20 protein-coding genes are annotated in these 20,476 nt (G+C 57.9%); 11 read left to right on the top strand and 9 right to left on the bottom strand.

Annotated features, from left to right (window positions below; all coding sequences use genetic code 11):
• Nucleotides 1-174 precede the first annotated feature (174 nt).
• Together ABM428_RS01595 and ABM428_RS01590 are read left to right on the top strand one after the other, a co-directional pair.
• Nucleotides 175-1,383: an O-antigen ligase gene (locus tag ABM428_RS01595; RefSeq protein ID WP_240790840.1), complete on the top strand. Its 1,209-nt coding sequence runs from the start codon at nucleotides 175-177 to the stop codon at nucleotides 1,381-1,383.
• Nucleotides 1,384-1,619: 236 nt separating this feature from the next.
• Nucleotides 1,620-3,257 carry a type I secretion system permease/ATPase gene (locus ABM428_RS01590; protein ID WP_240790839.1) on the top strand — a complete coding sequence of 546 codons (1,638 nt, stop codon included), beginning with the start codon at nucleotides 1,620-1,622 and terminating at the stop codon, nucleotides 3,255-3,257.
• 84 nt (nucleotides 3,258-3,341) lie between these two features.
• Here ABM428_RS01590 and ABM428_RS01585 read toward each other — a convergent pair whose 3' ends face one another.
• Nucleotides 3,342-4,820, bottom strand: coding sequence for an ABC transporter substrate-binding protein (locus ABM428_RS01585; RefSeq protein WP_353628080.1), 1,479 nt, complete (start codon nucleotides 4,818-4,820; stop codon nucleotides 3,342-3,344).
• Between the two features lie 142 nt (nucleotides 4,821-4,962).
• Here ABM428_RS01585 and ABM428_RS01580 point away from each other — a divergent pair, with 142 nt between their 5' ends.
• A complete protein-coding gene (locus ABM428_RS01580) occupies nucleotides 4,963-6,234 on the top strand; it encodes an Hsp70 family protein (protein ID WP_165934333.1) in 1,272 nt (423 codons plus the stop codon).
• 5 nt (nucleotides 6,235-6,239) lie between these two features.
• Here ABM428_RS01580 and ABM428_RS01575 read toward each other — a convergent pair whose 3' ends face one another.
• Together ABM428_RS01575 and ABM428_RS01570 are read right to left on the bottom strand one after the other, a co-directional pair.
• Nucleotides 6,240-7,520, bottom strand: coding sequence for an acetylornithine deacetylase/succinyl-diaminopimelate desuccinylase family protein (locus ABM428_RS01575; protein WP_180828468.1), 1,281 nt, complete (start codon nucleotides 7,518-7,520; stop codon nucleotides 6,240-6,242).
• A gap of 100 nt (nucleotides 7,521-7,620) precedes the next feature.
• Complete coding sequence (locus ABM428_RS01570) at nucleotides 7,621-8,871, bottom strand: aminotransferase class V-fold PLP-dependent enzyme (RefSeq protein WP_353628079.1); 1,251 nt, start codon at nucleotides 8,869-8,871, stop codon at nucleotides 7,621-7,623.
• A 120-nt stretch (nucleotides 8,872-8,991) separates the two neighbouring features.
• Between ABM428_RS01570 and ABM428_RS01565 the strand changes: the two genes are divergently transcribed.
• Together ABM428_RS01565 and ABM428_RS01560 are read left to right on the top strand one after the other, a co-directional pair.
• Nucleotides 8,992-9,843, top strand: coding sequence for a formate/nitrite transporter family protein (locus ABM428_RS01565; protein ID WP_132997611.1), 852 nt, complete (start codon nucleotides 8,992-8,994; stop codon nucleotides 9,841-9,843).
• A 53-nt stretch (nucleotides 9,844-9,896) separates the two neighbouring features.
• Nucleotides 9,897-10,823 carry a YihY/virulence factor BrkB family protein gene (locus ABM428_RS01560; RefSeq protein ID WP_005850639.1) on the top strand — a complete coding sequence of 309 codons (927 nt, stop codon included), beginning with the start codon at nucleotides 9,897-9,899 and terminating at the stop codon, nucleotides 10,821-10,823.
• Between the two features lie 3 nt (nucleotides 10,824-10,826).
• Here the strand turns inward: ABM428_RS01560 and ABM428_RS01555 are convergent, their stop codons facing one another.
• On the bottom strand, nucleotides 10,827-11,555 hold the full coding sequence (locus tag ABM428_RS01555; RefSeq protein ID WP_005850638.1) for a Crp/Fnr family transcriptional regulator: 729 nt from the start codon (nucleotides 11,553-11,555) through the stop codon (nucleotides 10,827-10,829).
• An 83-nt stretch (nucleotides 11,556-11,638) separates the two neighbouring features.
• Here ABM428_RS01555 and ABM428_RS01550 point away from each other — a divergent pair, with 83 nt between their 5' ends.
• Nucleotides 11,639-11,995 (top strand): hypothetical protein, encoded by a 357-nt coding sequence (locus tag ABM428_RS01550; RefSeq protein ID WP_009825650.1) that lies wholly within the window; start codon nucleotides 11,639-11,641, stop codon nucleotides 11,993-11,995.
• Here the strand turns inward: ABM428_RS01550 and ABM428_RS01545 are convergent.
• The 3 genes from ABM428_RS01545 to ABM428_RS01535 all read right to left on the bottom strand — a co-directional run bounded on the left by ABM428_RS01545 (nucleotide 11,958) and on the right by ABM428_RS01535 (nucleotide 13,593).
• Nucleotides 11,958-12,323, bottom strand: coding sequence for a hypothetical protein (locus ABM428_RS01545; protein ID WP_235183728.1), 366 nt, complete (start codon nucleotides 12,321-12,323; stop codon nucleotides 11,958-11,960). The genes ABM428_RS01550 and ABM428_RS01545 overlap by 38 nt on opposite strands.
• A gap of 11 nt (nucleotides 12,324-12,334) precedes the next feature.
• Nucleotides 12,335-12,637, bottom strand: a complete 303-nt coding sequence (locus tag ABM428_RS01540; RefSeq protein WP_235183729.1) for a YqjD family protein — start codon at nucleotides 12,635-12,637, stop codon at nucleotides 12,335-12,337.
• A gap of 146 nt (nucleotides 12,638-12,783) precedes the next feature.
• On the bottom strand, nucleotides 12,784-13,593 hold the full coding sequence (locus tag ABM428_RS01535; RefSeq protein WP_005850634.1) for a response regulator: 810 nt from the start codon (nucleotides 13,591-13,593) through the stop codon (nucleotides 12,784-12,786).
• A 108-nt stretch (nucleotides 13,594-13,701) separates the two neighbouring features.
• Between ABM428_RS01535 and ABM428_RS01530 the strand changes: the two genes are divergently transcribed.
• From ABM428_RS01530 to ABM428_RS01515, 4 genes are all read left to right on the top strand, one after another.
• Nucleotides 13,702-13,857 carry a NepR family anti-sigma factor gene (locus ABM428_RS01530; RefSeq protein WP_005850632.1) on the top strand — a complete coding sequence of 52 codons (156 nt, stop codon included), beginning with the start codon at nucleotides 13,702-13,704 and terminating at the stop codon, nucleotides 13,855-13,857.
• Nucleotides 13,854-14,411, top strand: coding sequence for an RNA polymerase sigma factor (locus ABM428_RS01525; RefSeq protein ID WP_005850631.1), 558 nt, complete (start codon nucleotides 13,854-13,856; stop codon nucleotides 14,409-14,411). Before ABM428_RS01530 ends, ABM428_RS01525 begins: the two co-directional genes overlap by 4 nt.
• A gap of 53 nt (nucleotides 14,412-14,464) precedes the next feature.
• Nucleotides 14,465-16,135: a sensor histidine kinase gene (locus ABM428_RS01520; RefSeq protein ID WP_240790838.1), complete on the top strand. Its 1,671-nt coding sequence runs from the start codon at nucleotides 14,465-14,467 to the stop codon at nucleotides 16,133-16,135.
• A gap of 295 nt (nucleotides 16,136-16,430) precedes the next feature.
• Nucleotides 16,431-16,580, top strand: a complete 150-nt coding sequence (locus ABM428_RS01515) for a hypothetical protein (protein WP_005850628.1) — start codon at nucleotides 16,431-16,433, stop codon at nucleotides 16,578-16,580.
• 43 nt (nucleotides 16,581-16,623) lie between these two features.
• On the opposite strand, the gene ABM428_RS01510 is transcribed toward ABM428_RS01515, so the two are convergent.
• Nucleotides 16,624-17,175, bottom strand: coding sequence for a cupin domain-containing protein (locus ABM428_RS01510; RefSeq protein ID WP_184583643.1), 552 nt, complete (start codon nucleotides 17,173-17,175; stop codon nucleotides 16,624-16,626).
• A gap of 178 nt (nucleotides 17,176-17,353) precedes the next feature.
• Here ABM428_RS01510 and gabT point away from each other — a divergent pair, with 178 nt between their 5' ends.
• Nucleotides 17,354-18,748 carry a 4-aminobutyrate--2-oxoglutarate transaminase gene (gabT, locus tag ABM428_RS01505; protein ID WP_174226591.1) on the top strand — a complete coding sequence of 465 codons (1,395 nt, stop codon included), beginning with the start codon at nucleotides 17,354-17,356 and terminating at the stop codon, nucleotides 18,746-18,748.
• A gap of 70 nt (nucleotides 18,749-18,818) precedes the next feature.
• Here the strand turns inward: gabT and ABM428_RS01500 are convergent, their stop codons facing one another.
• Complete coding sequence (locus tag ABM428_RS01500; protein WP_184583641.1) at nucleotides 18,819-20,435, bottom strand: FMN-binding glutamate synthase family protein; 1,617 nt, start codon at nucleotides 20,433-20,435, stop codon at nucleotides 18,819-18,821.
• Nucleotides 20,436-20,476 lie beyond the last annotated feature (41 nt).

Genomic DNA, 20,476 nt, shown 5'->3' with positions numbered 1-20,476 from the left:
GGTTAATCTTCACGCAATATTAAATGTTCAGCCCAATGGTGGTCGTACCGCCGATTCTTCTTACGAAAGGACAGTTATGATTTGGACGTGAACCACATATACGCGACGGACCAGCACCGCTCTCTCAAGCGCATACGGCTATACCATCAACGGCCCGTATCACGGGTTGTGCTCGTGTATTTCGGGCTCCTGCTGGTGCCCGTCGGCTTCAATTTAGGGTCGGTCTATATGACCGGGACCAAGGCGCTATTAGCAGTGCTGATTATTCCGCTAAGTCTCCGCCTGTTTTGCGGCCACTACGGGCGTGTTTTGTTGACAGACGTTCTGTTCTTTATGCATTTTCTATGGGTTTCGCTGGCCTTAGCGGTCAACAACCCGGTGGAAGCCACCCAGAATGCAGGCTCAATCGGGGTCGAGTTTCTAGGCGGGTATTTGATCGGGCGCGCCTTTATCCGGGACAGACACAGCTTTGCCGCAGTGGTTAAGATCCTCACGGGACTGATCGTGTTATGCTTCCCTCTGGCCTTGATAGAGTCGCAAAGCGGGACATCTGTTCCCATTGAATTGTGGAAGATGACCGGGCTTACGACCCCGGTGGATCTGGCGATTGATCGCCGCATGGGACTGGAGCGGGTGCAACTTTCGTTCGAGCATCCAATTCACTGGGGCTTGTTTTGTACAATCGCGACGTCTCTTTACTTTATCGGGCTGGCGGGACGGCACAGCTTGGGTCTGCGGTCTGTGATTATGACGGTGATTTGCGCCAGCTGTTTCCTATCGCTGTCCAGCGGCGCGCTACTGGCGGCAATCGTGCAGATAGGGCTGATATTCTGGAGTTTCCTATGTCGCAGGATCGGGCGACGATGGCTAATCCTCTCAACCTGTTTTGTTATTTTTTACGTCGTGATTGATTTGCTTTCCAATCGAACCCCGATCCAAGTTTTCATGAGCTATGCGACATTTTCTGCCGAAAGCGCCTATTGGCGGTCCGCTATTTTCCAATGGGGCATGACCAATGTCTGGAGCGCACCTGTATTTGGACTTGGGCTAAACGATTGGCTCAGGCCGGTTTGGATGCACACCTCGAGTATCGACAATTTTTGGCTATTTATCGCGATGCGTTTCGGATTGCCGGCGTTTACTTTTTTGACAGTCGGCTATGGCTATGCGCTCTGGCGTGTCGGGCGCAAAGATTTCACCATGGATCGGACCCTAGCGGCGTTACGGCTAGGCTGGATACTCTGCTTTACTGGGCTCACCCTCACGCTGTCGACGGTGCACATTTGGGGCAGCATCTATGGCTTCGTATTCTTCATATTTGGGGCAGGACTGTGGATGATGGATGCGAAGCCGCGATCCCCGCAGAGTGAACGTACAATTTGAAATATTGATCCTTTTCGGATTTGCCAATTTTTCCACTTTGTAAAGGAAATCACCCTACCACAGAAGTCAGGCCGCAAGGGAATGTCGGCCATGACGACTGATTGGTTTGGGGGAAGTGCAACGTGCAGACGCACAACATCTATGCCGCCGCGTTGCGATCACAGCTTGGGGGGATTGGGTTACTTTTTTTGGTCAGTGGGTTGATCAACATCCTGCTGCTCACAGGATCGATTTACATGATCCAGATATATGACCGCGTTTTGCCTAGTGGGTCGGTGGTCACGCTGATGGGGCTCTTCGGGATTGTACTGCTTCTTTTTTGTTTCTTCGGGCTTTTTGACCTGATCCGGCAACGGCTTTTGGCCCGTCTTTCGGTGCGTTTGGACCTGGCGCTTGGGGCTGAGTGTTTCGCGGCTTGGATCAGCAATGATGAAAAGAACAACGTACCGGCAAGCGCACAACAGCCCCTGCAACAACTGGGGCACCTTAGACGTCTGCTGTCTAGTCCCGCGTTCATAAGTGTCTGTGATATGCCGTTTGTGCCGATCTTTTTGTTGGCCCTATACATCATTCATCCTTGGTTGGGGGCGATGGTTCTGGGCGGCGTGGCGTTGGCTTGTGCCGTGATGGCAACGGGCCGCTATTTGACGCGCAACACGATCAGCATTTCGGCAAATCAGGATCATGCCCTCGCTGATATGTCCTATCACAGTCGCCGTCTGGCGGAGCCGCTGCGCGCCATGCGTATGCAAGATGATCTTGCCACATATTGGCGCGGGCTTCAGCGCAGCAGTCTGGCGTGGCATCAGCGCCTGCACGCCCCGCCGGATGCACTGGCATCGTTCAGCAAATCGTTCCGCCTGATGTTGCAATCCTCGATCCTGACAGTTGGGGCCATATTGGTCATTCAGGGCCAAATCTCGGCGGGGATGATTATGGCCGCTTCGATCTTGGCGGGGCGCGTACTGGCCCCTATCGACCAGATGATCAGCGGCTGGCAGGGGATTGCCTGCGGTTGGTCCGCGCACCGCCATCTGCACCGCCATTTTTCACAGAATATCCCGGCGCGCGAGGGGGTTGTATTGCCTGAACCAAAGGGCCGGATTTCTTTCACCGCCGTTTCCCACGGGATCGAGGGGCGGACGGAGAACGGGCTGAAGGATGTCTCCTTTGACCTGTCACCGGGGGATGGGCTGTGCGTGCTCGGCGGGCCAAATGCGGGCAAAAGCATATTGGCAAAACTGGTCGTTGGCGTTGCGGCTCCTACAACCGGTGAGGTTCGGTTTGATGCCGTTAATCTGGCTCGATGGCCTTCCGCGCAGATTGGCTCTGCGATCGGCTATTTGCCCGATACCATTGATCTTCTGCCCGCGACGATTTTCGACAATATTTCCAGATTTCGCCCCGATACCACGGATGCGCAGGTGATCGCCGCTGCGAAGCTGGCCCGTGTACACCACGCCATTATGGCTCTTCCGGATGGGTATATGAGTGTTGTGCGCGGCGGTGGGGGGTCCTCGTTAACCCAAGGGCAGATACAGCAGATCGGGCTGGCGCGGGCGTTGGTCTGCAATCCGGCGCTGGTTGTGATGGATGATCCGATGCGGTCGCTTTTCAGCTGTCCCGATGCTGAACAGATCGTGGCAGAGGTCGCACGCCATATGCGGGATCGGGGTAGCACGGTGGTGATCACGGCGCGCCAGCCCTGTGTAATTTCGGCGTTGAACAAAGTGCTAATATTGTCCGAGGGGCGGATAAGGCAGTTCGGCTTGACCAGTGATATCTTCGGGTGCGCTTTCCCTACGCGGGTGGCGGCGAAGGTTAAGACGCTGCAGATCTTGGGCAATGGCACAACACGGGCAAGCGGGGGGTAACCGTATGGAATAGAAAAATGGTATAAAAAAAGGGGCATTGCGCACGACCCAAGCCCCCTTCTATCGCTTTCTTCAAATGTCGCCCTATTCGGACCAAGAAACACCGGTAAGGTCGATAGCCTGCGTCGGGGCATTGCGCCAAAGGCCGGTCAGACCTGCCTTTGCAACGGACAGTGACGCCAGCTGGAACAGGAAACCGTTGACGTGATCTTGGGCGATCATGGTCTGCGCCTCGCCCAGCAACGCGTTGCGTGCCTCCGGGTCGGTTGTCGTGTTCAGCTTGGTCATCAAAGCCTGAAAATCAGGGTTGTCATATTGGAAATAGTAATCAGGGTTGGCGTAGATGCCAATATCCATCGGTTCGGTGTGACTTACGATTGTCATGCCGAAGTTCTTTCCCTTGAACACCGTTTCAAGCCATTGGGCCCATTCGACATTATTGATCTTGGCGGTGATACCAACCTCGGCCAGCTGCGCGGCGATGATCTCTCCGCCGCGGCGGGCGTAGGAGGGGGGCGGCAGGTCCAGAGTGGTCTCGAACCCGTCGGCAAAGCCGGCTTCGGCCAGTAAAGCTTTGGATTTTTCGATGTCATGCAGGCTCAGCGCGGTTTGATCGACATAGGCCGGGTTATGGGGCGCGAAATGCGTACTGATGGGCGTGCCGTATCCAAACATCGCACCATCAATAATGGCTTGACGATCAATGGCATGGGCGACGGCGGCGCGCACCTTGGGGTCATCAAACGGCGGCTGTTTGTTGTTCATCGCCAGAATGGTTTCGCCCTCGGTAGAACCGACAAGCACTTGAAACCGCGGGTCCGCTTCGAATTGCGGCAGGTTCTCGGGTGCGGGGAAGCCGGCGAACACATCAACATCTTCGGCCATCATCGACGCGAAAGCGGCGGTCGGGTCAGAGATGAATTTGAACGTGGCGATATCCAGCGCGGCCGGGGTCCCCCAGTAGTTCGGGTTCTTCTCGATACGGATATTGTCGCCCTGGGTCCAGCTGGTGAATTTGAACGCGCCGGTGCCGATCGGCAGTTGCTTGATATTGTCGATGCTTTCGGGTGCCACGATCACCGCGTCGCCCCAGGCGAGGTTGAACAACAGGTTGCCGTCCGGCTCTGACAGTTTGATTTCGACGGTCGACGGGTCGACGACTGTCACCTCCGAGATCGCGCCGAACAGCGCCTTTTGAGCGTTTGCGCTGTCTTCGGCATTGCTCCGGTCAAGCGAGAATTTGACGTCGGCAGCATCCATCGTCGTTCCGTCGTGAAAGGTCACGCCGCTTTGCAGTTTGAACGTATAGGTCAGGCCATCGTCAGAGATTTCCCACGATTGCGCCAGCCCGGGCACGACCGATCCGTCGCCCATAAAGCGGGTCAGCCCTTCGAAAACGTTGGAATAGAGCACCTGATCAATAGCCCCCGCCGCAGCGCTGGTCGGGTCCAGATGCGGTGGCTCAAGTTGCATCGCGACGGTGATGTCGTTTTTCGCGGCGACGCCGGTGGCCATCAGCGCGGCAGCGCAGGTGCCTAGAATAAGTTTGCGAAGATGGGCCATGGGTGTCTCCTGTTGGCAATAAGGAAAATGTTAACCAGTTCTGTCAGGTTTGACCAGCGTCGGGATGCTGTCGCAATTATCGGTTGTACCCAGCCTGTGCGCGGTTTATGCGCCGTTTTTTGAGGTTTTGAAGGGGCGCGCCATGGCTGCGATGTCACCCACTTTGGGTATCGATTTCGGAACGTCCAACTCTGCCGTGGGCTATGCAGTAGACGGTGTGCCGCATTTGATTAACGTCGAGGCGGGGCAGAACACGCTGCCGACCGCGCTGTTTTTCGATAATGAGGAAAAGCGGATCATTTATGGTCGCGGTGCCCAAGAGGCGCTGATCGGCGGGGAGGACGGGCGCTATATGCGTGCGCTCAAAAGTCTGCTGGGCACGCCCTTGATGCGCGAAAGTCGGGTTCTGTTGGGCAAACGCATGGATTTCATCGCCATCGTGGCGCGCTTTCTGGCCGAGCTGAAGACGAAGGCAGAGCGCGCCACCGGCCAGCAGTTTGATCGGGCGCTGTCAGGGCGACCTGTGATGTTCCACAGTGCCGATCCGGCGCGGGACGCGCAGGCGTTGGTGGATTTGACCGAATGCTATACGCAAGCCGGGTTCAAACAGGTCCGCTTCATGCCCGAACCCGAGGCCGCGGCTCTGGCCAATCGTGCTGTGCTTGAACCCGGTGATCTGGGGCTGATCGTCGATATCGGGGGCGGTACGTCTGACTTTACCCTTTTCCGGCAGGAAGGTGACGCGGGCATTCATATCCTCGCCAGCAAAGGGGTGCGCATTGGCGGGACCGACTTTGATCGCGAGTTGAGCCTTCAGCATGTGATGCCGCATCTGGGGATGGGCAGCCAGATCAAACATGTGTTCGGGGATGAAACCCACGCCGCCCCTCATGCGGTTTTTGCCGATTTGGCGACATGGCAGAAAATCCCGTTCCTTTACACCCGCGAACAGCGTCGCGCGGTCGAGGATCTGGCGAAATACGCGGTAGAGCCGAAGCTGCTGAACCGACTGCAGCGTGTGTTGGAGGATGAGCTGGGCCACGATATGGCCTTCGCGGTAGAGGCCGGCAAGATCGCGGCGAATGACCCCGATGCCAGTGCCCCGCCGCAGATCGACCTCAAGATCGTGGAGCGCGGGCTGACGGTCCCACTGCCACCGGCGATGATGGCGACGAGTTTGGCGTATATGGCAGCGGAGATCGCGCAGGTTGCGACCGATCTGACGGCGCAGGCTGAGGTAAAACCCGACGCCGTGACCAAGCTGATCTTTGTCGGCGGGTCCAGCCTGATGGGCGTGATCGACCGCGCCATGCGCGATGCATTTCCGCAGGCCGAACTGCACCGCGGGGCCGCGATGACCGCGATCGTCGACGGTCTGGCAATCGCCGCGCCACACGCCTTTGCTGACGGCTGAGGGCCTTAGTCTTTCGGAAGTAGCAGCGTCTCCAGCGCGGCCCCCATCACGCAGGCGCTATCGACCATATCGTCGATGCCGATATATTCATCCGGCTTATGCGCCAGCTCTAGCAGGCCGGGGCCATAGGCGATGCAATTCTTGAGCTTGCCGATCCGGTCGATGTGTTTCTGGTCGTATGACCCGGGGGAGGCGACGTATTCAGGCGCTTTGCCCATGATATCCTCGATCGCATGGGCGACAGTTTGCACGACCGGCGCATCGCGGTCGGTCATCGACGGCAGGACCGAATTCAGCTCTGTCAGCTCGTAGTCAAAATCGACCCGCGTTTCGCGCAGACCTTCCAGCAGGGCGCGCACTTCGCCGCGCACCTGATCCAGCGGTTCTTCCAGCAAAAAGCGCCGGTCAATGGTGATGCGGCAGCTGTCTGGCACGCAATGGGCCGGTAGCCCGTCGAAATCCGGGTCGTTTTCCTTTTGCCCACCGTGGATCGAATTGATGTTCATGGTTGAACTACGCGCCCCTTCGGGGACCACGGGCATGTCTGTGTGACGGGCGGCCATGGCGGGGAACAGCTTGTTTTCGAACTCGGAGAGCACTGCGCCCATGTGGCGCACGGCGCAATCGCCCAGAAACGGCATGGAGCCATGGGCGATCTCGCCCTTGGTTTCGATCTCGGCCCACCAGCCGCCCCGGTGCCCCAGACAGATACGGTCTTTCTGCAGCGGTTCGGGGATGATCACATGTTGCACGCGGTCCGGGTTGAAATGCCCGTGCTCGGCCAGATAGGCGACACCGCCGTAGCCGCCGGATTCCTCGTCCGCTGTGCCGGAGATTTCGATTGCGCCGCTGAAATCGGGGTGCTGTTCGATAAAGGTCTCGGCCGCGATGATAGAGGCCGCCAGCCCGCCTTTCATATCGCAGGTGCCGCGTCCGTAAATCTTGCCGTCCGAGATTTCGGCCCCGAATGGATCAAACGTCCAGCCGGCCCCGACCTCGACCACATCGGTGTGGCTGTTGAAGTGGACACATTCGCCCGCCCTGCGGCCTTCGCGGCGGGCGATGATGTTCCAACGGGGGTATTTCTCGCTATCGCCGGGGGTACCAAAGGCGCGGATCAGCTGCGTCTCGAACCCGTGCTTGCGCAGGCGGGTATCAAGGTATTCGCAGATCAGCCGATAGTCCTGACCCGGCGGGTTAAGCGTCGGGATGCGGATCAGATCTTGGGTCAGCGCGATCAGATCGTCACGCTTGGCGATAATGGCGGTAGAGAGAGTGCTTGTCATACCGCCATGTTTGAACGGGCGTTCATATATGGCAAGCGAAGTCTGCAGTTGCCCCGTCGGATTCGAGTTTATTTTGCAAAATGAAGCCGCAACCGGGCATTTATGCGGCGATGTCCTTCATCGCCGTGAGCAGGGCGCGGACTTCGTCCATGGAGTTGTAATGGCAAAGCGACACACGCACCGCGGCATCAAACCCGAGCGGGGTCAGGATGTTGCCGGAGTAGTGATCCGCCTTGCGCACATGGGTCCGGATGCCTTGGGCGTTGAGTTGGGCCACGATATCCGCCGCAGGCAGGGCGTCGAGCGTGAAGGACACAAGCCCCTCGCGGTCGGGGTTGTCGGTGCCGCCCAGGATCGTGACACCCGCCAGATCGGCCAATCCGGCGAGGTTCCCCGTGCCGAACAGCAGCGCATTGGTCAGCTGTTTTTCGTGGTCGTGGATCGCAGCAGCGGCGGCCTCTATCCGTGCGCGGGGGGCTGTGGCGTCTGACACCTGGCTGCCGAGCCAGTCGAAATAGCGCACCACATCCGAGAATGTCGCATAGGCACCCGTGTCACGGGTGCCCATTTCCCAATTCCCGGCGGGACCGTTCGCCAGTGTCTCGATCGGCAGCGCGGTAAGACGCTCTGACGCCCAGGCAATGCCATAGCCGTGGCGCGAGAACAGTTTGTACGGAGAGATGACATAGCCGTCGATGTCATAGCTGGCGATGTCGATATGCCCATGGCTGGCGTGCTGGATGCCGTCGACAAAGATATAGGCGTCGGGGGCGATGGCGCGGATCGCGGCGCTGATGCCCGCCACATCATTGGCGATCCCCGTCACGGGGGAGGTGTGCAGGATCGTGGCGACCCGTACCTCTGGGGTCATCAAAGCGGCGTAGGCGTCGGGCGTTACCTGACCTGTCGCGTTATCGTGGGGCACGCTGATATAGGGTTTGCCCGCCACATCGGCCCAGTGTTGCGCGGCACTGCGCGAGGCGGGGTGTTCCACAGTAGACCCGATGACGGCACCGGGGGCGCTGCCCATAACGGCTGTCCGGATCAGGCGGAACGACAGCTCTGTCCCGCTTTCGCCGACAAAGAACTGCCCGTCAGGCGCGTTGAAGAACAACGCCATATCGGCGCGGGCCTGTTTGATGATATCGACCAGCGCATGGGACGCGGGGTTGTCGCGCCCCTGATTGTCGGGGATGGCGGCGAATTTGGTCGAGGTCTCGACGACCGTGTTCAATGTCAGCGCGCCGCCAGCGTTTTCGAAAAACACGCGCGGTCCCTGGAACGGGCAGCTGTCAACATGGGCAAAGCGATCGCGGATTGCCGACATGAGTTTGGTATTTTCTGTGAACATTATGCGGCCCTGCTGCGTTACTTTCTGTGCTTATGCAGTTTCTGCGCTAGTTTGATGCTGGATCACAATCAGATTTTGCGGGCTCGGCCCCATTTGTTCGTAGTTTTCAGGAGCGCAGGAATGGCCCCTCTTATTCAACGCAAGGTTTCGCGTAAGAAACCACAGGACGCGCAAGCCGAGGAGAAATCGGTCAGCGAAGCGACGGCATTGTCGCCCAAGCTGATCTACGAGGTGATCCGCCGTGAGGGCGAGGAAGAGCTGGCGCGCAGCAAGCGGTCGTTGATCTGGTCGGGGATCGCGGCGGGGGTGATGATCAGTCTGTCGGTTCTGGGCGAGGCCGTGTTCCGGACCTATCTGCCCGATACCGCGCATCGTTTCCTGATCGAGAACCTGGGCTATTCGCTGGGTTTTCTGGCGGTGATCATGGGGCGGATGCAGCTGTTTACCGAAAACACCATCACCACCGTTTTGCCGATCATGCGGGCCAAGACGTGGCATTCGCTGATGTGTATGTTCCGCCTGTGGGGGATCGTGCTGGCGGCGAATGTGGTGGGGGCCTTTGCCGCGGCGATGCTGTTTCTCTGGACGCCCGCGATTTCGCCCGAGGTGCTGCCCGCCATTCTGGACCTGTCGCATCACGCAACCAGCATGGGGGCCTATCAGGGGTTCTGGCGGGCCATTCCGGCGGGGGTCATCGTCGCGCTTATCGTCTGGATGATGCCGCAGGCGGATGAGACGTCGTTCTTCCTGATCCTTGTGTTCACCTGGCTTATCGCCGCGGGGGATTTCGCGCATATCGTTGCGGGGTCTGTCGAGATGGCGGTGATGATACTGGACGGCCAGCTTGGCCTGATGGCGGCGGTGTTCGAGTTCTTCTTACCGGTGCTTGCGGGCAACATTGTTGGCGGAACGATCATCTTTACCCTCGTCGCTTGGGGTCAGGTGCGCGATGAGGTAGAAGAGGAAAAGTAGCGTAAATGTGATGTGGCAGGGGCCGCAGCCGTGGGGAACGAGGATCAAGGGTTTTGACACAGAAATCGGTGGGCACCGTAAAGCTGTACTGGGATGCGCTGAAAGCGGCGCTGGTTGATATCTCTGAAAAGAACGTCTCGCTTATCGCGGCGGGGGTCGCTTTTTATGCGATGTTGTCGCTGTTTCCCGCCCTTGCCGCGCTGGTCACGATCCTGAGCCTGATCTCTGACCCTGTGGTTGTCATTGCCCAGCTGGAAGACATGCGCGGTCTGCTGCCCGATGACGTCTATGATATTCTCAATGATCAGGTGGTGTCGTTGGTCACAACCAGCACCGGCAAACTGGGGTGGGCTGGTGCGGCTTCGGTTCTGGTGGCGATGTGGTCGGCGCGGGCAGGTGTGGGCGCGATGATGATCGGCCTGAACAGCGTGTATAGTGAACGCAATCGCAACGCCGCGCGACACTATCTGCGGGCGCTGATGCTGACCTTTACCTTGGTGATGGTGGGGCTGATTGCGCTGATCACTGTGGTGATCGCACCGATTGTGCTGTCGTTCATCCCCCTGGGGGTATTCGGCTATTTCGTCGCCGAGATCATCCGCTGGAGCATCGCGATTTTGGTGCTATTGGCCGGTGTTGGTGTGCTGTACCGCTTTGGTCCGAACCGTCGTGCGGCGCGCATTGGCTGGCTGACATGGGGGGCCGTTTTCGCGGTGTTTTCATGGGCGGTGGTGTCGATCGGGTTCAGCTATTACGTTGCGAACTTCGGCAATTACAATCAGGTCTACGGGTCTATTGGCGCTGTGATCGCCATGCTGGTCTGGCTGTGGATCAGCAGTTTTCTGGTGCTAATGGGGGCATCGTGGAACGCGCAGGTTGAACTGCGCACACGCCCTGACAGCACCATTGGCCGTGACCGGCCGCTTGGCAAACGCGGGGCCTATGTTGCGGATAATCTGGTCAGTGTGAGCGAGGAATAGCGCCTACATCAAGGGGCGCTTGGCCGGTTTGCTGCGCTCTGTCTCGGCGACGTCGGCGAGCTTGTCGAGGTCGTTGACCTGCAGCACCTGATCCGACCAGGACGCGAGTTGCTGGTCACGCAGCTTCGCGAGGGTTTTGTTGGTATGGACAAGCGATAGACCCAAAGCATCCGCCAGATCGCGTTGCGTGAAGGGCAGGGTCATTGTGTTATTTGTCACCAACCCCAGCCCCATCCCGCGTTCAAAGAACTTGAGCATCGCCCATGACACCGCTTGCAGCGCGGTGCGTTGCCCGACAGTGGCAAGCGTTTCGCCAAGGAAATGCTCCTCTATCGCGGCGAGCCATGTGATATCGAACGCGCGGCTGGGGTTGCTGCGGAAGAAGGTCCAGAAATCCGACCGGTTGAACACGCACATACGCATATGTGTCCGCGCCTCTACGCTGTGGCCCATTTCGCCAAGCATACCGGCCTGAAGTCCCATGAAATCGCCGGGGAAGACAAAATTAATAACCTGCCGTTCACCATTATCCAGCGACTTATGCCGGATGCCCATGCCGGACAGCACCGTATAAAGTTGGGGGGAGTTGGACCCCTGCATGAGGATTGTCGTGCCGGGGTCGACGCTAAGCTCACCGACCTTGAATTTCTGCATGAACTCAAGCTCTTCCCTTGTCATGGTGACAAAGGCGTCCTTTTTGTGAAGCGGACAATAGCGGCAATCGATACCCATGAAAAAATTCCTAACTCGTATGTCATAGTTTAACGCGGCGCTTTGGAAATATTGCTACCTTCACGGGATTAGAAAGGCGCGTTGTGATTCCTTTTTTCGTATTCGATACTGACCCGATCGTTCGGGCGGACGTGATCGACATGCTGGAACAGGCATTCGGTGACGCCGCATTGTCTGTGTCCGAAACCCTTTCCGCTTTTATCTCTGAACTGCGCAGCTGTTCGTCTCAGGCCGTGGCGCTTGTGTCCGGCACGTCGAATGACCTGTCGGAACTCTTTGCCGCAGACCTGCCCACGAAAGATGTCGCCTATGTTCTATACGGCGAAGGTCAAAGCATTCCCGACACCTACATCTATTCCGTCGTAGACCGGCCTTTCACCAATGACACTATGGTGCAAGGCATTAGCGACGCGCTTGCTTCCCTGCGTTCAGACCGTTGACGAAAGCCGTGATGATCGCGGCAATTCCTCCGACGCCGCCGGTGGCTTGCGCCTGTTGCATCGCCTGTGCGCGTAAGGCGGCTTCGCGTTTCTGACGCCGGATTGCACGGGCCCGGATTGACAGGGCCGCAATCAATACAAGACCCATACCGAAAAACAGGCTGCCCATAATCAGACAGGCTACTAGCGGTGTGGTGATGGTAAGCAAGAACAGCCACGCGGCGACGGCAAGAAACGCCCCGCCCACAATCAGGCAGAGCATTGCGCCAAAGCCGATGGCGGCAGTTTGCGCCGTTCGGGTTGCCTTTTGGGCAACCCTATCCGTCACATATTCGAACATTAGCGGCGTGTCGCGAACAGACCGGCGATAAAGCCGACACCCGCAGCGATACCCAATGCGGCGGCGGGTTGTGTGCGCACAAAGTCTTCGGCTGTTTGCTGCGCTTCCAGTGCCTTGTCACGGCCGGAGTTCGCCAGATCCTGCGCAGTGGATTTCGCTTGGTTGGCAGCTTCGGCGCTTTTGGCTTTGGTCAGATCGGCCATCGTGCTTGTCAGCGACGCGATGTCGTCTTTCAAAACGGCCAGCTGGACCGAGATATCATCGACAGACAGGTTGCTTGTGTTGGTTACGTCCTTGGCCATGGTGGTCTCCATTATTCATGTGTTCACCAACCAAACGCGCCCTGTAGATATAAGTTCCTTAAAGGCGTGGCTTGCGTCCCACAGGATCGATAAAAAAAGGCCACGGTGGAACCACCGCGGCCTCGTTTGTTTGCGTGTATGCCGGTTTAGCTGTGCAGCGTCTCTGTCGACGAGAAGAACATCGCTTGCGAAACAGCCGATACAACCTGATCCACCGTGTAGGGCTTGGAGATCAGGAACGCGGGTTCGGGCTTGTCGCCAGTCAGCAGGCGCTCGGGGAATGCGGTGATGAAGATCACCGGACGGTTACCCAGATCGCGCAGCAGGTCGTTCACGGCATCGATACCGGAGGAGTTATCGGCCAGCTGGATATCCGCGAGGATCAGGTCGGGCACATCCGCCTTGCCCAGTTTGACAGCTTCGTCACGCGTGCGCGCAACACCGGTCACACGGTGGCCCATCTCGGCGACGATGGATTCGATGTCCATCGCGATGATCGCCTCGTCCTCGATGATCATGACCGAACCGGTAACACTATCTGCCATTTCGCGGCGGGCAATTTGCACCAGCTCGCTGGCTTCGCCTTCTTCAACACCGATGATCTGGCCGACTTCCTTAAAGGAGAACCCTTCGATCGTGTGCAGCAGCAACGCTTCGCGGCTGTGGTTGGTCAGCTTGGCGAGGTGCTTTTGCGCCTTGGCGCGGGGTCCGCTTTCACCTTCTTCGACAGGCGCACCGGCGCTGGCCCAGATGCCGTACAAAACGCGGAACACACCTGTGCGGGTGTCTACACCATCCAGAACCGACCGGTCCGTCAAAATCGCTTCGAGCGAGGCGGCTGCAAATGCGTCGCCGCTGTTCTGGCTGCCGGTCAGTGCGCGCGCGTAGCGACGCAGGTAAGGAAGGCATTCACCCAACGCATCGCTGACACTTGGTGTTTCGGTGACATCCGTCATTTATTGTCGTCCTTTTAAAATATTTCTGGAACCAAACCCCCTAACGCTGTGTTTGGTTCCGTGTCATATGTATAAATACAGTATTTAAAGAAGGCAGGAAACTTGTTCATGCAATCAGGCCAAAACGACGAGCGTGAGCGCTTTATCGACGAAAATCTTCGCCGCGTTTATGACGAGACGATGGAAGAAGGGATTCCCGATAAATTTAAAGACCTGCTTAATCAGTTGAAAGAACAGGATAAAAACGCTGGTAAAAAAGGATGAGCAATTCTGATCCCCGCGACCAACTGGTGGAGCATTTGCCCGCCATGCGCGCCTTTGCCATCAGCCTGACCCGGAACGGTGCCGTCGCGGATGACATGGTTCAGGATACTCTGGTCAAAGCCTGGACCAACATCGAAAAATTTGAAGTCGGCACAAATATGCGCGCCTGGCTCTTCACAATTTTGCGGAACACCTATTATTCTTCCCGTCGTAAAGCCAACCGCGAGGTCGCTGATGTGGATGGTGTGTTCACCGAAAGCCTTGCCGAAAAGCCAGCGCATGACGGGCATATGCAAATGACCGATTTCCGCAAAGCTCTTGGTTTGCTGAAAGACGAACAGCGCGAAGCATTGCTGCTGGTCGGTGCATCGGGCTTTTCCTACGAGGAAGCCGCCGAGATGTGTGGTGTTGCCGTCGGTACGATCAAAAGCCGGACGAACCGTGCCCGTGCGCGACTGGCTGAGCTGATGGGCCTGCGCGATGACGAAAGTCTCGAAATGACGGATGATGCGACGATGTCGGTTATCTCGGCATCTAAAGTGTCTTCTTTCTGATCGTGACGTCGGGGTTTCTATCCACAAATATCTTTCGGGGCCTCGCGTTTCGCGTGCTGCTTTTTCTATCGCTTGCGTTGCTGCCCATCGGTTTGATCGCCGTTGTGCAAACGCGAGAGATTGCGGAGCAGAACCTCGAGAATGCCGAACTGTCGCTGCTTGCCATTACAGAGCAAGCGTCGGCGAAGGAAAGCGGCACGATTCAGGAAGCGTTCGGCGCAGCGGCGGCTTTGGCGTCCGTGGTCAAACTGATCAAGTCTGACAATGTATCCTGCAGCGCCTTCATGCGCGAATATCAGCAATCCTCCGACCTTTATACAGTCGCAAGCTTCATCCAAAACGACGGGCGGATGGATTGTGTGTCGACAGGCGTTTCGGGAAACGTGTCGGACCGGCCTGTATTTCAAAAGATGATCGAACACAAAAGTCGCATGGCGAATGTCACCAGCACGCCGGCACAAAGCAAGGAACCGGTGCTGATCGTCACCAACCCGCTTAAGGTGGAAGAAGAGCTGATCGGCTTTATCAACCTGTCCATTCCCGAAAAGATTTTTAACGACGCACCGGTGCCCGAGACAGGGTCGCAGCCGATCGCGATGCTGACCTTCAACGCGCAGGGCGACATCCTGACGACCAAAAATGGTCTTGAAGCGGCCGAGCAAGAGCTGCCCTCCTTTGCCGCGTTGAAATGGTATGTGGGCCAGTCTGGTCGCGTCTTCCATGATACCAACCAGCAAGGGCAGGACCGCGTCTATGCCGTTTTGCCCATCGTCCCCGGTGTTGCCTACGCCATGAGCGTCTGGCCCGAGGATTCCCCGCTGCTTCAGGCGGGGGCGATGACAACGCTTAGCTTCGTGCTGCCGGTGGCGATGTGGCTGGCAAGCCTCGTCGTGGCCTTCTGGGCGCTGAACCGTCTGGCCATTAAACACATCCGCAAACTTGGTCGGCAGATGCGCCATTTCGCGTTGAACAGAACCTTGCCGCGCACGCCCTTGGGGGGTGTCGTCCCGACCGAGATCGTGAATATGGAGCATGCCTTTGTCGGTATGGCGGAATCGATCCTGCGGGATGAAGCGTCGCTAGAAGACAACCTGCGCCAAAAGAATATTCTGCTGAAAGAAGTGCATCACCGGGTGAAGAATAACCTTCAGCTGATCTCTTCTATCATGAACATGCAGATCCGTCAGGCGACCACATCGGATGCGAAACGCGTGCTGCAGCGTTTGCAGGACCGGATACTCAGCCTCGCGACAGTGCACAAAAGCCTTTACCAGAACGACAACCTGACCCGCGTCGACGGTGGCGCGCTCATGCATGAGATCGTGAACCAGCTCCTTAGCGTAGGTCTGCCGTCCGGCTCTGGCGTGACGGTGTCGCAAAACTACGAGGCGGTTCAGCTTGATCCCGACGACGCCGCACCGCTGACGTTGCTGGTGTCCGAGGCGATTACCAATGCGCTGAAATATGTCGCCGCCGACGGCAAGGCAAAGGGACATATCGAGGTGAGCCTGTCTCATACCCAGCCGGAAATGGCGTTGCTGTTTGTTAAGAACACCACCGGCAATATTGATCCCGAAGCAGGGACCGGCCTTGGTTCTCGGTTGATCAACGCGTTCTCGCGTCAGTTGAACGGGCAGGTAGAGATCATCGATGAAGAGGGCACCTATACGCTGAGCGTTGAATTCCACGTGCCGCTACAGGCGAAAGAAGTTTACGACTACTGAGGGTTCGGCGCAGAAAACTCGGTAAAATTAAATTTATTTTCAGTATGTCGGCGGTGAATCCTTCGCGTCCCAACCGGCGGGGCCTATTGGGCTGCAACCTGCGGGATTCATGGGACTTTCGGTGGTTTCGCGATGGATGTGGTCCCGATCGCGTATGTCAGGCGACATTCGCCGTCTCAGCAAAGCGCCGCGCAAACTCTGCAATGCAGCAATTGCGCCCTCCAGCCTGTGGAACCATGTGACCCGTGGGCTGTTAGTCTCCTGAACGAGCCACACAAGCGAACAGGAGGCATCAATGACGACAGATTTGTTTATCGCTTCATTTTTGATTCTCGCTTTGGCCGCAATCGCTATCGTTTCGCTGACCACGCAACGGGGCAGCGAAGAGAAAAAGCGCCAAAGATCGTCATTGCATAGCCATTCCCGGCGCGACGACGAACGATAATCAAAGGTTTAGTGCGGGCCATCCGCACGTCAAGAAAACGAAATCAAAAACTCGGCGGCGTACATGCACTTACAACAATGCATTGTACGTCGCCGATGTTTCTGAACCGGTGCGGCAAGCGGCTGTCAAAAAGATAGCCATCCCCCGGTGCCAGCACGGCGACGGCACCGTCGACCGTCACCTCGATCTCTCCGGAAATAACCACACCAGCTTCTTCGCCCTCATGCACCAGCAGTTCGGGGCCTGTGTCCGCGCCGGGCGGGTAGGTTTCGTGCAGCACTTGCAAGGAGTGTTGCTCCGCATTGCCAAGCTGGCGCAATGACACCTGACCGTCATAGGTAGGGGAGACTTTGGTAAACTCACTCTCGCGGTAAAAGACCTTGGGCGATTGCGTGTCTTCCAGCGTTGAAAAGAATTCAGCCATGCTGATCGGGATCGCGTCCAGCAGGCTTTTCAAAGACGCGACCGAGGGGCTCGTCTTGTTCTTCTCGATCAGGGAGATGGTGCCGTTGGTCAGCCCTGCCTTTGTCGCCAGTTCGCGCTGAGACAGGCCGCGTTCTTCTCGAATCGATCTTAGTCTTTGACCTATGTCCACGTCCGGTCCCCGGATTATTTCTGTCAGCTACCTAACCCGTATCTTGGTGCGATCACAGGCAAATTTTGGCGCATCCGATTCAACTGACGCGCGCTGAGGCAAATCTATATTGACAATTAAATTAAACGCAATAAGAGGATTTTAAACGCGGGTCGCGTTTCAACAAGAGGATTTGTATATGCCTAGTACTGTCAAAAAGCAGCCGCGCAAGGCCGCTGCAAAGAAACCGGCAAAAAGCAGCGTCGTGCCCGACATGCTTGATGCAAACGTATCTGTCGAAACCAACGCTCAGTTGATCGCCCGCCGTGAACAGGCTGTTCCACGTGGCGTTGCCTCTGCCGCGCCGATCTATGCGAAATACGCCGAGAACGCGGAACTTTGGGACGTGGACGGCAACCGCTACATCGACTTCGTCGGCGGCATCGGCGTGCTGAACACCGGCCACCGTCACCCCAAGGTGATCGCGGCAGCCAAGGCGCAAGAAGACCAATACACGCACACCAGCTTTCAGGTTGTGCCCTACGCCCCCTATATCGAACTGGCGGAAAAGCTGAACGCGCTGGCCCCCGGTGACGCGCCCAAGAAAACGCTGTTGGTGACAACCGGTGCCGAGGCGGTGGAAAACGCGGTCAAGATCGCGCGAGCTGCAACCGGCCGCCCCGGTGTGATCGCCTTTACCGGCGGCTACCACGGGCGCACGCTGCTGACGCTGGGGATGACGGGTAAAATCTCTCCTTACAAAAAAGACGTTGGTCCCTTCCCGTCCGATATCTTCCGCGCGCCTTTCCCATCGCCTCGCGACGGGATCACGGTCGAGGATGCGATCACCGGCCTGAAGAACCTCTTCCTGACCGATGCGCAGCCCGAACGTGTGGCCGCCATCATCATCGAGCCCGTCTTGGGCGAGGGTGGTTATACCCCCGTGCCGTTCGAGATGATGCACCAGCTGCGCGAGATCTGTGACCAGCACGGTATCATGCTGATCGCCGACGAAGTGCAGGCGGGCTTTGGCCGGACCGGCAAATGGTTTGCCATCGAACACTCCGGCGTTACCCCCGATCTGATCACCGTCGCAAAGTCGATGGCGGGTGGCTATCCACTGGCGGGTGTGATTGGCCGCGCTGATGTGATGGACGCGATGATCCCCGGCGGGTTGGGTGGCACGTACGGGGGCAACCCCGTCGCCTGTGCCGCAGCGCTTGCCGCGATCGAGGCGATCGAGGAAGAAGGCCTGCTGCAGCGGTCGCTGGACATGGGGGAACACCTCAAGGCGCGCTTTGCCGAGATCGGCGCACGCTCTGCACCTTTCCGCATGTGGGATATCCGCGGTCTTGGTGCGATGGTCGCGGTCGAGTTTGTGACCGACTTTGACACCGCGACACCGGACGGAGATTTCACCAAACGTGTTATTGCGCACGCGCTCAAGCGCGGTCTGCTGCTGCTGAGCTGTGGCATGCAGGGCAACGCCGTGCGTGTGATGGTGCCGCTGACCGCGTCGGATGCGATCATCGAAGAGGGGCTTGGGATTTTCGAAGCCTCTGTCGCTGCCGCGGTCGCCGAAGAAGCAAAGTAAGCTCTGTCATCATAATGAAAGGCGCGCCGGGAAACCTGCGCGCCTTTTGTGTTTCCGGTCTTGGGGGCGTTTAATCAAACGGTACAAAGCTGTCGGCCTGCGCCCGCGCCCAACGGGTTTTATTGCCGTTATAGTCGGGCGATTGATCGTCCAGCAGATAGCCTTCGGGCAGGTAGCCATAGACCTGATCACCCTGCACCATGCTATTATCGCTTTGCCGCATCATCATATGGCGGGGCAGGAAATCGCTGGGGTGCTCTAGGCCGGCGGCGCCTGTCATCTCGCCTAAGGCCATCAGCGTATTGCGGTGAAACCGCGCGACACGCTGGCTTTTGTCATCCACATCCAAGGCGCGCTGACGGGTGGGGTCTTGGGTCGCGACGCCGACGGGGCAGTGATTGGTGTGGCACGCTTGCGCCTGGATACAGCCCACCGCAAACATGAACCCGCGGGCGGAGTTGCACCAATCCGCGCCCAAAGCCAGCGCACGGGCGATATCAAAGGCTGATACGACTTTGCCCGCCGCGCCTAGTTTCACCTGATCGCGAATACCGGCACCGCGCAGGGTGTTGTGCACAAAGGTCAGCCCCTCGACCATCGGCATGCCGACGTGGTTGGCGAATTCAAGCGGGGCAGCACCCGTGCCGCCTTCGGTGCCGTCGACGACGATAAAGTCAGGCACGATCCCCGTGTCCAGCATCGCCTTGACCATACACATGAATTCACGCTGGTGGCCGATGCACAGCTTGAACCCCACAGGCTTGCCGCCCGACAGATCGCGCAGCTTGCCCAGAAACTCCATCATCTGAACAGGAGAGGTGAACGCCGAATGGGCGGCGGGCGAGATGCAATCGTGCCCCATCGGGATGCCCCGTGCCGCCGCGATCTCGGCACTGATCTTCGACGCGGGCAGCATGCCACCATGACCGGGTTTGGCACCCTGGCTCAACTTAAGCTCGATCATCTTGATCTGGTCGCTGGCTGCCTGCTCCTTGAATTTGTCGGGGTCAAACTGCCCGTCTTCTGTGCGGCAGCCAAAATAGCCCGACCCGATTTCATAGATCAGGTCTCCGCCCCCCTCGCGGTGATAGCGGCTGATCCCGCCTTCGCCGGTGTCATGGGCGAACTGGCCCATCTTGGCCCCCTTGTTCAGGGCGCTGATCGCATTGGCTGACAGCGATCCAAAGCTCATCGCCGAGATATTGTAGATCGACGCGTCATAGGGCTGCTTGCAGTCCTTGTTGCCGATGGTCACGCGAAAATCCGTGTCGGTGATATGGACCGGCTGGACCGAATGGGTGACCCATGAATACCCCGCATCATAGACCCGCATCCGCGTGCCAAAAGGCCGCGCGTCTTCCACGCCTTTGGCGCGTTGATAGACCAGCGACCGGTCATCACGGCTGAAGGGTTCTTCGTCCTGATCGGATTCAATCAGATACTGCCTGATTTCCGGGCGGATACCTTCAAAGAAAAACCGCATGTGCCCCAGCACCGGATAGTTGCGCAGGATCGAATGTTTGGTCTGGATCAGGTCGTACACCCCCATACCCGCGAGGATGCCGAAGATCACCGACGGGAGAACCATCCACCACGACCACAGCGCTGTGAGCATCGCGAACACGCCGAAAAGGACGACGACAGTCGCAAAAAGGCCAAAGCGGCCGAGGGATTTGAGTGCTTTCATGTGGGGCTCCTGCTCGCGCGTCTGGGTCGAAAATCGCTGCT

It is taken from the genome of Sulfitobacter sp. TCYB15 (genome assembly GCF_040435955.1).
Taxonomy (GTDB): Bacteria; Pseudomonadota; Alphaproteobacteria; order Rhodobacterales; family Rhodobacteraceae; genus Sulfitobacter; species Sulfitobacter pontiacus.
Note: the sequence above shows the minus strand (reverse complement) of the source record. Positions and strands in the feature narration are given on the sequence as shown.